General features: G+C 34.5%; 12 protein-coding genes and 2 pseudogenes. 8 read left to right on the top strand and 6 right to left on the bottom strand.

Annotation, left to right across the window (positions count from 1 at the left end; translation table 11 throughout):
* The first annotated feature begins 7 nt into the window (after nucleotides 1-7).
* Nucleotides 8-860: pseudogene (locus IPH11_02105) on the top strand (pantoate--beta-alanine ligase).
* Here the strand turns inward: IPH11_02105 and IPH11_02100 are convergent.
* Complete coding sequence (locus IPH11_02100; protein MBK6912510.1) at nucleotides 857-1624, bottom strand: type III pantothenate kinase; 768 nt, start codon at nucleotides 1622-1624, stop codon at nucleotides 857-859. The pseudogene IPH11_02105 and the gene IPH11_02100 sit on opposite strands and share 4 nt — an antisense overlap.
* Nucleotides 1621-2390 (bottom strand): annotated as a pseudogene (locus tag IPH11_02095) (biotin--[acetyl-CoA-carboxylase] ligase). The gene IPH11_02100 and the pseudogene IPH11_02095 overlap by 4 nt, the downstream one beginning before the upstream one ends.
* A 374-nt stretch (nucleotides 2391-2764) precedes the next feature.
* Here IPH11_02095 and dnaK point away from each other — a divergent pair.
* The 5 genes from dnaK to IPH11_02070 all read left to right on the top strand — a co-directional run bounded on the left by dnaK (nucleotide 2765) and on the right by IPH11_02070 (nucleotide 10755).
* Nucleotides 2765-4687 (top strand): molecular chaperone DnaK, encoded by a 1923-nt coding sequence (gene dnaK / locus IPH11_02090; protein MBK6912509.1) that lies wholly within the window; start codon nucleotides 2765-2767, stop codon nucleotides 4685-4687.
* Between the two features lie 819 nt (nucleotides 4688-5506).
* On the top strand, nucleotides 5507-6601 hold the full coding sequence (locus IPH11_02085; protein MBK6912508.1) for a DUF1624 domain-containing protein: 1095 nt from the start codon (nucleotides 5507-5509) through the stop codon (nucleotides 6599-6601).
* A 6-nt stretch (nucleotides 6602-6607) separates the two neighbouring features.
* A complete protein-coding gene (gene ruvB / locus IPH11_02080; protein MBK6912507.1) occupies nucleotides 6608-7642 on the top strand; it encodes a Holliday junction branch migration DNA helicase RuvB in 1035 nt (344 codons plus the stop codon).
* Between the two features lie 33 nt (nucleotides 7643-7675).
* Entirely contained in the window at nucleotides 7676-9565 is a 1890-nt protein-coding gene (locus tag IPH11_02075) for a M1 family metallopeptidase (protein MBK6912506.1), read from the top strand.
* Between the two features lie 47 nt (nucleotides 9566-9612).
* Complete coding sequence (locus tag IPH11_02070) at nucleotides 9613-10755, top strand: alpha/beta hydrolase (protein MBK6912505.1); 1143 nt, start codon at nucleotides 9613-9615, stop codon at nucleotides 10753-10755.
* 3 nt (nucleotides 10756-10758) lie between these two features.
* On the opposite strand, the gene IPH11_02065 is transcribed toward IPH11_02070, so the two are convergent.
* Nucleotides 10759-11316, bottom strand: coding sequence for a M15 family metallopeptidase (locus IPH11_02065; protein MBK6912504.1), 558 nt, complete (start codon nucleotides 11314-11316; stop codon nucleotides 10759-10761).
* A gap of 255 nt (nucleotides 11317-11571) precedes the next feature.
* On the opposite strand from IPH11_02065, the gene IPH11_02060 reads away from it, so the two are divergent.
* On the top strand, nucleotides 11572-12411 hold the full coding sequence (locus tag IPH11_02060; protein ID MBK6912503.1) for an FKBP-type peptidyl-prolyl cis-trans isomerase: 840 nt from the start codon (nucleotides 11572-11574) through the stop codon (nucleotides 12409-12411).
* Between the two features lie 148 nt (nucleotides 12412-12559).
* Here IPH11_02060 and IPH11_02055 read toward each other — a convergent pair whose 3' ends face one another.
* A complete protein-coding gene (locus tag IPH11_02055) occupies nucleotides 12560-13423 on the bottom strand; it encodes a fructosamine kinase family protein (GenBank protein ID MBK6912502.1) in 864 nt (287 codons plus the stop codon).
* Entirely contained in the window at nucleotides 13404-13886 is a 483-nt protein-coding gene (locus IPH11_02050; protein MBK6912501.1) for a low molecular weight phosphotyrosine protein phosphatase, read from the bottom strand. Before IPH11_02050 ends, IPH11_02055 begins: the two co-directional genes overlap by 20 nt.
* A gap of 182 nt (nucleotides 13887-14068) precedes the next feature.
* Between IPH11_02050 and IPH11_02045 the strand changes: the two genes are divergently transcribed.
* Nucleotides 14069-14704, top strand: coding sequence for an outer membrane beta-barrel protein (locus IPH11_02045; GenBank protein MBK6912500.1), 636 nt, complete (start codon nucleotides 14069-14071; stop codon nucleotides 14702-14704).
* Nucleotides 14705-14763: 59 nt separating this feature from the next.
* On the opposite strand, the gene IPH11_02040 is transcribed toward IPH11_02045, so the two are convergent.
* The gene (locus IPH11_02040) at nucleotides 14764-15810 is read right to left on the bottom strand and encodes a PD40 domain-containing protein (protein MBK6912499.1); all 1047 of its coding nucleotides are present in this window, start codon (nucleotides 15808-15810) and stop codon (nucleotides 14764-14766) included.
* Nucleotides 15811-15824 lie beyond the last annotated feature (14 nt).

Genomic DNA, 15824 nt, shown 5'->3' with positions numbered 1-15824 from the left:
GGCTATAATCGAAACTCTTTCTACTTCTTCGGAGATTAGAAAAATAGCTAGATCACTAAAAGTTGCGAACAAAAGCATCGGTTTTGTTCCTACGATGGGCTACCTGCATGAGGGTCATCTATCCTTAATTCGAGAATCAAAAAAAAAATGCGATGTAACGTTCGTTTCTATCTTTGTCAATCCAACTCAGTTTTCTCCCACAGAAGATTTATCGAAATATCCACGCGACATTAACCGGGATTCTAAACTTCTTGAAAAGTTGGAAGTTGATTATCTTTTTTATCCTGATGTAAATGAAATTTATCCTTCGGGTTTTTCTTCCTTTATTGAAGTTGGACCATTGACACAAATTTTGGAGGGGGAATTTCGTCCGACACATTTTCGCGGTGTCACAACTGTTGTGTCAATTCTATTTCATATTGTACAGCCAGATTATGCGTTCTTCGGGCAGAAAGGATGCACAACAAGCTGCGGTAATAAAAAAAATGGTTAGCGATTTAAAATTTGATACGCAAATTATTGTCTGCCCAATTGTTCGTGAACCTGATGGATTGGCAATGAGTTCGAGAAATGTTTATTTATCAACTGCTGAACGAAAAGATGCTCTTGTGTTATCGCAAGCCTTGAATCTTGTGAAGAGTAAAGTCGAGCGTGGTGAACATAATTCGCTTAAATTGATTGAGGAAATGATAAAGTTAATTTCTTCGGTTCCAACTTCTCAATTAAATTATGTAAAAATTGTAGAGGCAGATACTTTTAACGATGCTGAATACCTATGTGAGGGGGCTGAATATTTAATCCTCATTGCCTGTAAAATTGGACAGACCCGTTTAATAGATAATTTATTATTAAAGCTCTAATTTTTTTTTAAGTTCAAATCGTAAATTGATTTTATTCCATAAAGTACCAAGCCTTCAGAATATTCATATTCGAAATCTAAATTGTCCTGTACCAATTTTGCATTTCCACCCGTAATAAATATTTTTTTAACATCAGCTTTAAATTCATCTTTAATTTTGCGAATTACTCTTTCAATTAATCCGACCGTAGAATTTATTATTCCACTATTAATATTTTCTTCCGTTGTTTTACCGATTACTGAGTTAGTTATTGCAATTTTTATTTCGGGTAATTGCTCGGTCCGCTTGTAAAGTGACTCACTCATCAATTTCATACCGGGCATAATTAAGCCGCCTTCAAAAACATTTGGGAATTTAACAAGATTAATAGTCGTTGCTGTGCCAAAATCAATTGTCATTATAAAATCATTCTCAAATATCTGATTTAAATGTTTGTCTTTTTGAAGCAGATAGATTGCTCCTTCTGCAGAACATATTCTGTCTATTCCAAGTGTGGCAGCAGAGTTGTAATTTATAATTAAATTAAAGTGTTGATGTCTATCAACAAAAAAAATGTTCGATAAAAATTTTGGTTTAACGGCATTTATAAGCTGATTTAATTTAAAAGATGCGACCGAAGAAATTGCAATAACAGCAGGCTGCACCTCAAGAATAAATTTAATTGAATCTTCAATTTTATGATATGCCCGAAAATCAATAAGCTCGTCGCCAATAAAAGATCCAAATTTTATTCTGCTATTTCCAATATCGCACGTTAAAATCATGCTGCTGATACATCTCCGGCAAATATTTTTTGAGTTTGAGTTCCCCGACGCAGGATCAGAAATCCATCATCATCAACATCATCAAATATACCTGTTATAGTTTTTTCGCCTTCAATGATTGTGATTCTTTCCCCAATCATTCTGCAGCGGTTCCTCCATTCATTTAAAATCCATTCGGGTTTTACTTTAGTTTTATGAAGGAGATTTTCAAAATGATTGAGTAATTCAGCAAGAAGAATTTCCCGATCAATATGCCTGTTCAATTCTAATTTTAAAGATGTTGGTGGAATGTTATACGTCCCTTGAAAAATATTTTGATTAACATTTAGTCCTATGCCAATTACTATCCGCTCGACTTTATCGCCTTTGCTTGCAGATTCGATCAAGATTCCAGAAACTTTTTTGCTATCTATTAATACGTCATTAGGCCATTTTAATTCAGGTTTAAGCTGGTATAAATTTTCTATTGAGATTGCAACAGATAGAGCAGCACTAAAGTTTATCAGATTGAAATTGGTTCTAAGGTATTTATTGTCCTTCAATAAAATTGAAAAAGTTAAATTAACATCTTTTAGGCTGTGCCATGCGCGATCTTTGCGACCCCTTCCCTTAGATTGTTTTTCGGCAAGCACAACCGTGCCATCGGGTGGATAAAATTCTCGATTCATCAGGTATGAATTTGTGGAATCAATTTCTTCTGTATAAATAAAATTTCTGCCGATTTTTCGGTCTCTAATTTTATATCAAATTTTTGTATTTCAAACAAAGCAGCCTCTATATTTTATTTTGTTTTAAGTTGTCAATTCGCTGTTTCTTTCAGCTTTCTGTGCCAGATTTCAACTTAGCTTGCCATAATTGCCGACTAAAATTTAGACTAAAATTCGCAAGTATTGAAAATTTGTTGATTTTACAACTTCTCTTATGGCACACTGATTGTAATAATCGAACACAGTCAAAAGTATTCGATTAAATTAAATCACTTTTAGAGTGCAAAGTATTCAAAGAAAACCATAGAATTTCATTCACCCAAAAATAGAAATTTGGGAGGTTTAAATTGACATCTTTCTTAGTCAAATGAATAATTGAACAGCAAATAACTAAACATAATAAAATAAATTATAGAAAAAGGAGAATTAACTAATGGGAAAAATAATTGGAATTGACTTAGGCACAACTAATTCCTGCGTAGCAGTAATGGAAGGTAACGATCCGGTAGTAATACCAAACTCAGAAGGCGGCAGAACTACTCCTTCAGTTGTTGCTTTTACAAAATCGGGCGAAAGATTAGTTGGACAGCCTGCAAAAAGACAAGCGATAACCAATCCAAAGAATACAATCTTTTCTATCAAAAGATTTATGGGCAGGGTTATTCAAGAAGTAGACAGAGAAAAAAGTGAAATACCCTACGAGGTTGTAGCTGGCGATAATAATTCTGCACGAGTTAGAATTTTAGATAGAGTTTATTCACCTCCTGAAATCAGTTCAATGATTCTTCAAAAAATGAAAAAGACTGCTGAAGATTATCTTGGGCAGGAAGTTACAGAAGCTGTGATCACTGTTCCGGCTTACTTTAATGATTCTCAAAGACAAGCTACAAAGGATGCGGGAGAAATTGCCGGATTAAAAGTTAGAAGAATTATTAACGAGCCAACTGCTGCTGCTCTTGCTTATGGATTGGATAAAAAAAATAAAGATGAAATTGTAGCGGTTTATGATTTAGGCGGGGGTACGTTCGATATTTCTATTCTCCAGCTTGGTGAAGGTGTGTTCGAAGTTAAGTCAACTAATGGCGATACTCATCTCGGTGGTGATGATTTTGATCAGCAACTTATAGATTATCTTGCAGAAGAATTCAGAAAGCAGGAGGGGATTGATCTTAAAAAAGATCCTATGGCGCTTCAAAGATTAAAAGAAGCTGCCGAGAAAGCAAAGATTGAATTATCTTCTTCAATGTCCACAGATGTCAATCTGCCGTTCATCACTGCAACTCAGGATGGACCTAAGCATTTAAATCTTAATATTTCACGTTCAAAATTTGAACAACTGATTGACACTTTAGTTCAAAGGACGAAAATACCTTGCGAACAGGCTATTAAAGATTCAGGCGTAAGCAGGGATCAGATTAGCGAAGTTATTCTTGTCGGCGGTTCAACCAGAATTCCAATGGTTCAGGAATTGGTTAAAAATTTATTCGGAAGAGAACCACACAAAGGTGTAAACCCCGATGAAGTGGTTGCTGTTGGTGCTGCAATCCAGGGTGGGGTGTTAGCCGGTGATATAAAAGATGTGCTGCTCCTTGATGTTACTCCACTCGCATTGGGAATCGAAACTTTGGGTGGAATGATGACAAGGTTAATCGAGGCAAACACAACTATACCAACAAAGAAGAGTGAAATATTCTCAACTGCCTCTGATAGTCAGCCATCGGTAGAAATAAATGTGCTTCAAGGAGAACGCGCTATGGCTGCCGATAACAGAACTCTCGGAAGATTTCATCTCGACGGAATTCCGCCTGCTCCAAGGGGGGTACCTCAGATTGAAGTTACTTTTGATATTGATGCAAACGGTATTTTACATGTTGCTGCAAAGGATAAGGCAACAAGTAAAGAGCAAAGTATTAGAATTACTTCTTCGAGCGGTTTGAATAAAGATGAAGTTGAGAAAATGAAAAACGATGCTAAAGAACATGCTGCTGAAGATAAAACTAAAAAGGAAGCGGTTGAGATTCGTAATCAGGCAGATAGTTTGGTATTCCAAACCAAAAAGCAGATTGAAGAAATGAAAGATAAAATTTCTCCTGATAATAAATCAAGACTTGAAACTGAAATTAAAAAAGTAGAAGATTCTTTAGCTTCTAATAACTCCGAACAAATTAAGGCTGCTACTGAATCGCTAAATAAGGTTTGGAATGAAATAGCTTCGCAGTTATACTCTCAACCCGGGGGGCAGCCGCAAGGAAGTCCGCAGGCAGAACCGCAGACTGAAGCTTCTAAAAAAGACGAGAAGGAAAATGTTCAGGATGCTTCTTACGAAGTTGTTGATGACGAAAATAAAGATAAATAATCTTTTTTTCATCTAACTTTAATAAAAGTGACCCCGGTTATTTACGGGGTCACTTTTTTTTTGACTGTCTCTAATCGCTTTCCCTACACTATCGAAATTTTTCCATAAACTATCTAATTGATTTTACTTCCCATCTCTTAATTTTTATAAAATGTCAGATAATTTTTCCTTCCCATCTAATTATTTATGTAAGTTATCACTTTATTTTTCTAACATCCATTTGATAGTGAGGTAAAATAAAGTGATAGTGAGCAAAAATAATGTGATAGTTCGCGAAAATGATCTGATAGGAAGCGAAAATAATGTGATAGTTCGCAAAAATGATCTGATAGGAAGCGAAAATAATGTGATAGTGATTTTTGATAGGAAAAAAAAATAAGTTTTTTTTTATAAAAAAATTTTTTTTTTTAAAAAAAAAATTTTTTTTTTTAAAAAATGGATATTTTTTTAAAAAAAATGGTATTTTTTTAAAAAAAAAAGGTTATTTTTTAAAAAATTGAGGGGTTTTTTAAAAAAAAGAAGGGATTTTTTAAAAAAAAGGGGGTTTTTTTAAAAAAAATAAAGGGATTTATAAAAAATGAAATAATAGTTAGCAATTTTAAAGAGAAATTAGGTGTACCCGATAAAACATGCGCCATATTTCCCTTAAAGTTGTAATCTATCAAAGACTAGTTTTGCCAGGTTAAATGGAATTTGACAAGCAACTTCATTTAGAAACTTCTGAAAGTTGAATCCAATTTTTCAGAGAGTTCTTTTTTTAATAATTAAAACAAATTGAGTAATTTCAAACGTTCAAACGGCAAAGTTTAATTAATGTAAATGACGCATACCGAAAAAAAACATCGAATAATATTTATTGATTTATTACGCACTTTTGCCGTACTTCAAATGGTTCAAGGGCACACGGTTGACGCGCTCTTGGGAAATTCCTTTCGCGATTTAGATTCTCCTGTATATGCTGTCTGGTTATTTATGCGCGGTATGACTGCTCCGATTTTTCTTTTCACTGCAGGAAGTGTTTTTACATATTTGTTTAGATTGAACAAATCTTCTTATTTCAAAAACCCGAGAGTTGAAAAAGGATTTAAACGGGTGCTGCTTCTTGTCAGCCTTGGCTACCTGCTTAAATATCCCACCTACACAATAGTAGATTTTTCTGAAGTGACTGCTAAAAGCTGGAATATTTTTATTTCCATTGATGTTCTTCAACTTATCGGCTTCGGGTTATTGTTCATTTTAATACTTGCTTTTATAACTGAAAAACTAAAATTGAATGATTACTATTTTTTTGGAATGATTGGCTCGGCTTTTTTTATTCTATCAATATTTACAGAAGATATAAATTGGTTGAATTATTTTCCCGAACCCATAGCCGCATATTTTTACAGCAAAACCGGTTCGTTATTTCCGTTATTTCCCTGGGCGGGTTATGTTATTTGCGGGGGGGTGCTCGGAAGTTATCTTGCTAATCATCCTTTGGTATTTAAAACTACCCGTTTCAGTTATATCGTTTCAACTGCCGCCGCAGTTTTTATGTTAATTGCGTTTGTTTTAAATGATCTGATACCCTACCCTGTCGGGAATATTCATCCATGGAATGAAACTCTTAGTACGATTACATTTCGAATGGGATTTGTACTTTTATTAACGGGAATAGTTTCACTAATCTCAATCAAAATAGAAAACATCCCAAAAATATTTATTCTTCTTGGTCGAAATACTTTGTTAATTTATGTAGTTCATTTAATGATACTTTATGGAAGCGCATGGAACCCGGGATTATTTGTTCTCTTCGGAGAAAAATTAACACCGATGATAACTGTGTTAATCGCCGCAATGATGGTCGCTGCAATGATTTTAATGGTATTAGTTTTAAATAAATTTAAGTTTAAGAATAAACAATTAGTCACATAATTTTTAATGAGAAAATCTAATTCGACACAACCGGAACCTCTGCCGGAAGAAAAAATAATCGAAACAACATTGCGCCCTTTATTCCTAAAGGATTTTATGGGGCAATCAAAAATCACCTCCAACCTTAATGTATTTATCTCCGCAGCCTCCAAACGCAACGATGCGCTTGATCATGTTTTATTAACCGGACCTCCGGGATTAGGCAAAACAACACTTGCAAATATTATTGCAAATGAACTCGGAGTAAAATGCAAAGTAACTTCCGGTCCCGTGATGGAAAAGCCCGGAGACCTCGCCGGCATATTGACAAATCTTGAAGAGCACTCGGTATTATTTATAGATGAGATACATCGCTTAAGCCCTGTAGTGGAAGAGTATCTTTATTCTGCTATGGAAGATTATAAACTTGACATTATGATTGACAGCGGACCGAATGCACGAACAGTACAAATCAGTTTACCGAAATACACACTCGTTGGTGCAACAACCCGTGCAGGAATGCTTACCTCTCCCTTGCGTGATCGGTTCGGTATCAAGTTTAGATTAGATTATTATGATTCAGAAACTTTAACAGGAATTGTGAATCGTTCCGCAAAAATTCTAAATATTAAAATTGATGCCGCTGCCGCTGTCGAAATTGCCAAGCGTTCAAGAGGAACTCCTCGAATTGCAAACAGACTTTTAAGACGAACGCGTGACTTTGCTGATTTTGAGAACAAGGATACAATTGATATAGAAATTTCTAAAACTGCACTCGCTGCTCTCGAAGTTGATGAATTTGGTCTTGATGAAATGGATAAAGAAATTATTCTTACAATTATGGAAAAATACAACGGCGGACCCGTTGGGCTAAACACACTTTCGGTTGCAGTTAATGAAGATGCCGGCACTATTGAAGAAGTCTATGAACCATTTCTGATTCAGCAAGGATTTATAAACCGTACACCGCGCGGCAGGGAAGTAACAGAATTAGCATATAAAAGGTTTGGCAGAAAAAAGTTTAAGTCTGAATCATCAACAAGTCTATTCAATGACGATTAAAACAATCTTTAACAATCTTATCCTGGAGAAATCATGTTCAAATATTTTTCTTTTGTTCTGATATCAATTTTATTAATTGGATCAGCCTCAGCTCAGTCCTCATTTTATATCCCAAGAAATATTCTTGATGCTTACAGCAAAAACACACGCTCATTTGATGGAAAGCCCGGGGAAAGTTATTGGCAGAATTCATCTGATTATAAAATCAATGCAAAGTTCGATCCTACTACAGGAATGCTAAAGGGGGAAGAAGAAATTACATATTACAATAATAGTCCCGATACACTCAAGCGATTTGTAATAAGGCTCTATCAAAATATGAATAAAAAAGAAAGCGCAAGAGATTTCACGCTTGAAGAAGCTTCTATTACGGATGGTGTTATTTTGAAAGCGTTTCAAATAAATAATAAAAATATTAATTGGAATAGTCGTGACTCAGTACGAAATACCTCAACCAATTTAGCGGTGCTGCTTTCACAACCGATAAATCCAAATTCAAGTAATCAAATAAAAATACAATGGGAGGTGCAAATTCCTGCCGGGCAAAACCCTCGCATGGGTAAATATGATTCTACTTCTTACTTTATTGCTTATTGGTACCCTCAGGTTTCTGTCTATGATGATATTGATGGCTGGGATATGATTGACTACACAGGTCAGCACGAAATGTATAATGATTTTTGCAATTTTGATGTAAACATCACTGTCCCAAATAATTTTGGAATTTGGGCTACCGGTGAACTTCAAAATGCAAATCAAGTCTTGAATGAAAAATATTTTAACTTATTTAACAAGGCTCATCAAAGTGATTCTGTAATTCGTATTGTAACTGAAAAGGATTTGAAAGAAGGAAATATTTTTAATTCATCCAGTTCTACGAATATGTGGAATTTCAAAGCACAGGGAGTGACAGACTTCGCATTTGGTATTAGTGATCATTATCAGTGGGATGCACTTAGTCTTGTTGTTGATGACAAAACTAAAAGAAGAATTTATATTACTGCAGCTTATAATCCATCTTCAAAAGATTTTAAAGATGTTGCATATTTCGCAATGAAATCGCTTGAATATTATTCGAAAGAATTACCGGGTGTACCATTTCCATTTCCAAGTCAAACAGTTTTTAACGGCGCAGGCGGAATGGAATTCCCGATGATTGTAAATAATGGATCTACAAATTCCCTTGCCGGCACATTTGGAGTTACATCTCACGAACTTGCACATCAGTACTTTCCTTTCTACATGGGAATCAATGAGCGAAAATATGCATGGATGGATGAAGGTATGGCGGTATTTATTCCATTTGATATTCAAGAAAGGATGGTGGAAGGTAATTCTCCGCGCGGCTGGAATGTTAGAAGCTATGAAAATTTTGCAGGTGATGAAATGGAACTTCCGCTTGTCACCCCCTCGAATCAAACTCATGGAAACACTTACAGAACACAAGCATATTCGCGTCCAGGTATTTCATACGATATTCTTCGTAAAATGCTTGGTAAAGAAAAATTTGGTGAAGTTTATAAAGAGTATATAAACCGCTGGCATGGTAAGCATCCAATACCATATGATTTCTTTCATACATTCAATGAAGTTTCCGGTAGAAACCTGAATTGGTTCTGGAATCCATGGTTCTTCGAAAATGGTTATCCCGATCTTTCAATATCAGATGTGAAAAGAGATGGAAATGATTATGAAGTAACTGTTGAAAAAATTGGTAGTATGCCTGTTCCAATTATTGTATCACTAAAGAATAGTAATGGTGAAATTGTTAATTCAATTGAAGCTCAAGCCGATGTTTGGATGGATGGCAAAACTTCGACTACAATTTCAATATCTGCCGAAGGTGAAGTTTCTAAAGTTGAACTTGGATCAAATATAATTCCAGATTCAAATAGAAAAAATAATTTTTATGAACTGAAATAATCAGAAGTAAAATTAATTTATAAAGTTCGGAATTTAATAAGGGAATTATGATAAGGAATTTCATTCTATCATTTTTTATTTATAGTATTTTATTATCAGCCCAACAAAAGGTGGTGGTTCAATTTATTGTAATCACGCATGCACTTGCTGATTCAGAACACGTTTCGATTTCAGGAAACAATACTGAACTTGGTAATTGGGACGCCGGAAAAATCTTCCTAAATCGGGTTAACGATACTACCTATTCAAAATCTATTATGTTTTCTGCGGGCGAAAATATAGAATATAAAGTTACTCGTGGATCATGGGATAAGGAAGCGGTAGAATCAGATGGATCGATTCCTAAAAATTCTTTCCTAAAAACTTGTTGTGATACAACAGTAGTTATTAAAATCACCGGCTGGAAAGATCAGTTCAAGCAAATAATTCATGGACAAATTACTGGGACAGTAGAATACCTAAAAAATTATCAACCCGGAATACTTGACCCAAGAGATATAATAATCTGGTTTCCACCATCCTACTCAATAAACAGTGAAAAGCGTTTCCCGGTGCTTTACTTTCAAGATGGTCAAAATGTTTTTGATCCATCCACTTCATCGTTCGGTTACGATTGGAGATTTGATGAGGTTGCAGATAGTCTTATTAAACTCGGTATGATAGATGAATTAATTATTGTTGGCATTTATAATACTAAATATAGATGGCAGGAATATTCACCAGGTGACACTGGTACTGCATATATGAATCTTCTTGTAAATAAAATTAAACCATTGATTGATTCACTCTATCGTACATTGCCGCAGCGTGAAAATACATTTGTTGGCGGATCCTCAATGGGTGGGTTGATATCATTTATGCTCCTCTGGGAATACCCCGAAATATTTTCAAAAGCAATTTGTGTTTCACCTGCATTCAAAATCAGTGATATAAATTATGTATCTACAGTTGAAAACTATCAAGGTGATCATAAACCGATAAATATTTATATTGATAACGGAGAGGTTGGATTAGAGAGTGAACTCCAACCGGGAATTGATGATATGCTAATCGCTCTGCAAAATAAAAATTATCAATTGGGCAGTAATTTATTTTGGTATAAATATTACAATGCTCAACACTCCGAAAGAGACTGGTCAAAAAGAGTCTGGCGTATGCTAAAATTTCTTTTTGATAAAAATTTAGATTAAGATTTATTCAATTATTTTTTCAAAATGCTGGTAATCTTTGCGGGTGATCCAATCACCACCCCATGTCCAACCACGCTTTTTAAAAGAATTCACTAATAATGAATCAGGTAGGATAGTGCCTGGAATTTTGGAATCATATTTTGCACCCTCCGGACTGATACGGCTGCCTTTTATATATGGATTTAATTTCGGGTTTATATCTATCGCAAGACCATAAGCGTGATTTGATATTTTTTTTGTTCCTGCAACCAAACGATGGTTGAAACAAGAAGTGTTATTGTCGTTCATAGAGAAATTATCCGACCAATTATAGCTTACAATTGGAATTACTTTTGAGATTGGAAATTTATTTAGCAAGATGAGGTCAAATATCTCAATGATATCTTTTGCAAGAAACCTATGAATAACAATTTGACCTTTGTGAATTTTCTCATCGAACGAATAGTAATAAACATCAACTAAAGCCAGATTATTCTTAATATCATCAGACGCTGCAGAGCCTATCAATGCTTCTTCAAGTGAGTAATCGCAATCAACTATTGCTTGTTTTTTTAAGTTCATCAACGAATCCTGTAAAATAAATTTAATACTATTCTCATTCATGCTATTAACAGGAATTGAGCTAAAATCCGCACTTAGTGTTTGAAATAGATCTAATAACACGAAATAAAAAAATAACGTTATAATGAAAATTGTTTTCATAAATTTGTACAATATATTTTTACAATTAAATGGTAATCAAAAATAATTCATTCGTGGTTATAATGTCACTCTCGTTTACCAATATATTTTAACCGAAAAAAGAAAGGTTTCTCTATGCGTTATTATTCAAGTATAGTTTTTGTTTTATTAGCAATGATTCTTGGCGGCTGTGATAAAACACCTGATGTCGTTACTTTAAAATCGGGTGTTCAGATTTATGATGACACACTTGGCACAGGAAATATTGCTAAAGCCGGTGATTTAGTAAATGTTCATTTTAATATTTGGTTAATAAAAGATTCAACCAATCTTTATGAAAATTGGAATCTCGATTCTACTAGAAAAGCATCCAAGGTTGCAGATACACGACTTTCACAGAAACCACTTAAATTTATTCTTGGCAGACAAGCATTTATAAATGGCAGTGATGAAGCGATTATCGGAATGAAAATAGGCGGTACACGAACGATAATTATTCCTGGCAAAGTAGCTTATGCTGAAAACCCCGGGGGTCAAGTTCCACCAAACTCAGATTTGAAAATGCAAATTACATTAGTAGATGCAAAAGTTCCGCCTAAAGTTACAAGGTGGGAGGTTGACACAACTAAAATACTAACGACTGCCAGCGGAATAAAATATATTATCTTAAGTGAAGGTAGTGGTGATCCAGCGGGTTCCGGTAAAGTTGTAACAGTTAATTATTCTGGCTATCTAAAAGATGGAACAATTTTCGATAGTTCTGTAGAAAGAAATGAACCGATAACTTTTGTACTTGGTCAAGGTCAAGTTATCAAAGGTTGGGAAGAAGGGCTGATGTTGATGAAAAAAGGATCTAAAGTTCAATTCATAATTCCGCCTCAGCTCGCATACGGTTCGATGGCGATGGGAAAAATACCGGCTAACTCTGTTTTAATTTTTGATGTTGAGATGGTGGATATCCAAGATTTTAATTGATCTATTCGAGAGGAGGCTGTCTCAAAAGTAATTTTTACTGTCACACTGAGTGGCAATGCCATCGAAGTGTGAATTCAGTATGGCATTGCCATAAGTCTTCGACAAGCTCAGACTGACAAAATTAGACTTTTGAGACAGCCTCCTCAGTTTATTTTAAATAAAAATTCATTAATAAAATTGCCTGCTGATAATAACCTTTCCCAAATAAGTTAAGATGATTTAAAACGTGATAAAGTTTGTAAATACTTTCCCGATATTCATAACCCTCATCTAATGGAAATTCATTATTGTAACTTTCGTAGAAAGCATTGTTGAATCCACCAAACAGTTTAGTCAATGCCAAGTCTGCTTCGCGGTGACCATAATAGACTGCCGGATCAATCAACCATGCCGATCCATCCACTGAAACTATAAAATTTCCTGACCACAAATCTCCATGCAGCAGTGACGGCAAAACTTGATCATCAAGAATACTATTGATTCTTTTTTCTAACTTGATAAAGCTATTTCGGAAATATGGATCAATTAAATAGTTCTTTTCAGCAAGTTTGAATTGAAATAACAGCCTATTTGTAAAAAAGAAATCAGACCAATTTGATGATGCTTCTGAATGGTTGATTTGTAAGTTTGATCCGAGAAAATTGTCTGTGTAAAAACCAAATGATTTCGCAGTGAACTTGTGAAGTTGTGCGAATGATCTTCCGAAATCTTCCCAGAAATATTTAGACTTTATTCCGGCAGGTATATTTTCAAGGATTAAATAATTTGGTGCAGCTTTAATTACTCGGGGTATTTTAAAAGCATTTGGTTTTCGTAATTCATCTAAGCCTGCTGCCTCTGCGGCAAACATATTTTGAGGAGGATCAATATTTATTTTAATAAAATAAATATGGTCTGACTCTGTTTTAATCTGAAATGTTTGATTTATACATCCACCGCAGACAATGTTGATCGAGGTTATTTTATCGTTGAGACATTGTTCGATATCATTTTTAATAATTTGATTTATCATTTTCTAAACTTCTTATGATGCTGTTGCATGCATCTTCTAAAATATCCAGCACATAATTAAAATCATTTTCATCTCCATAATAAGGATCAGGTACCTGATTTAGCTTGAAGTTATTACAGTAATCAGTAATTCGTTTTATTTTATTAGAAAATTTTTTTTCTCTGTCCCAATTAACTATTGCTGTATAATTCAATTCATCCATCGTAAAGATATAATCATATTTGTCGAAGTCAATTTTAGGGAAAAATTTTCTTGCGTGGTGATCAAGTTTATAACCTCTTTTATTTCCGCAATCAATCATTCTGGGATCAGGTAGTTCACCCGCATGATAATCAATTGTTCCTGCAGAATCAACAAAAAATCTTTCACCGAGATTTGAATCTCTCAGTTTCTTTTTTAGAATAGCTTCAGCCGCAGGGGAGCGGCAAATATTTCCCATACATACAAATAAAATATTTATCATCTAAGATTTATTAATTCCTTTTTTGCAAATCAAAATAAATAACTTCATTATTAATTAAAACTGTCCACTTCAGAAAAAAATTGTGTATTAATTTATACAAGCAGTAGAAGAATTTTTAAATTTTAACAGTTAATTTGTGGCACTATCATTGTCATAAAAAAATAAAAATATAAAGGTTAAATATGAAAAAGTTATTTTTCTTAATTTTATTTTCAATTTCTCTACCGATTATTGCGCAAGGAAACGCAGCAGCAATTAAACTTGGCTCATTTAGTCCAGGGGCAACTGATGCAGGCTTTATTATAGGTTATGAAGGTGGTAGATATATTGATCAGAACTTCAATTTTGGGTGGAGCGTAGATTGGTTTCATAAAAATTATGTTGATAAAACACTCGTAGAATCCTTCAATGAGATTTATGGAATCTCCGGCGGAATAAATGAACTGAGAGCTCAAACAAATCTGCACGATATTCCATTAATGATTAATGCAACGCTAAAATTTCCAGTGGCACCCAGGACGAAAATATATGTAACGGGTGCGATTGGGGCGGAGATTCTAATCGTTGATTATAGAAATTTTGAAAACCCTGATGACAATGAACTAAAAGGTGCTTTCGATTTTAATTGGAGATTAGGAGTCGGCGGTGCTTATAATATTGGACCTCGTTCGGAGGTTTTACTAGAAATGAATTATTATAATTCAGAGCCAAGCTGGACTTATGAAATTGATTCCCCTACCATTGGAAAGCGAACATTCGAAAGAGTTTACGATATGAGCGGTATAATGTTTCGTGCAGGATTTCGATTTTATTATTAGTCGAATTCAAGAAATGCTCTGATCAGATTTATAAACATTGATCCGATCAGAGCAAATAATTATTCAATCCAATCGGCGATAAAAATATTTGTTTCATTAGGTTGATTATTAAAGCGGTTTGAAGCAAACACAAGTTTTTTTCCGTCACGGGTAAACATTGGAAAACCATCGAAAGAATCAAAATGAGTAATTTGTTCAAGTGCTGAACCATCTACATTAATCATATAAAGATCAAAGTCCCTGCTGGTTTCACTATTCAAGTTGGACGAGAAAATAATTCTTTTACCATCAGGAAATAAAAATGGAGCAAAACTTGCTTTACCAAAGTTTGTTATTTGTCTTCTATCTGATCCATCAGAATTCATAATAAAAATTTCCAGAGTTGAAGGTCTTACCAGTCCTTCTTTTACAAGGTCATTATAGTCTGCTAATTCCTGTTCAGTTTTTGGAGTGCTAGCACGAAATACGATTTGTTTTCCATCCTGCGAAAAAAATGCACCGCCGTCATAACCATTATGATGTGTTAATCTTGTTTGATTAGTCCCATCAATGTTCATTAAATAAAGCTCGGGATCGCCATCACGGGTGGAGGTGAAAACTATTTTATCGCCAAGCGGGGAAACAGTTGCTTCTGCATCATAGCCCGGTGCATCAGTTATTTGTTTAACATCTGAGCCGTCTGCGTTCGCAGAAAATATATCAAAAGAATTATAGAGTTTCCAGACATACCCTTTACTTCTGTCGGGTGGGGGTGGACAGTCAGTATTGTCTAAGTGGGTTGACGCATAAATTATCCGTTCGTCACCCGGAAGAAAATAAGAGCAGGTTGTTCTTCCCAATCCGGTTGAAACCAGTTTCATTTCACTGCCATCAATATTCATTGTAAAAATTTGGTCGCAATTTAGTTCGCCAAAAGTTCTTTGAAAAATTAGTTTCTGCTCGTCAAAGGAAAGATATGCTTCAGCATTCTCCCCTCCATTTGTAAGCATTTGAATATTGCTTAAATGCTTTTCGCCTTCAAAAAGAAATTTTTCCTGAGGGATAATTATTATTGTGCTTAGGAAAAACAGTGAGAAGCTAAGCTTCCAATAAGAATGATAGATCATATATTCTCCAATTA

The organism is Ignavibacteriales bacterium, from assembly GCA_016709155.1.
Lineage (GTDB): Bacteria > Bacteroidota > Ignavibacteria > Ignavibacteriales > Ignavibacteriaceae > JADJEI01.
Note: the sequence above shows the minus strand (reverse complement) of the source record. Positions and strands in the feature narration are given on the sequence as shown.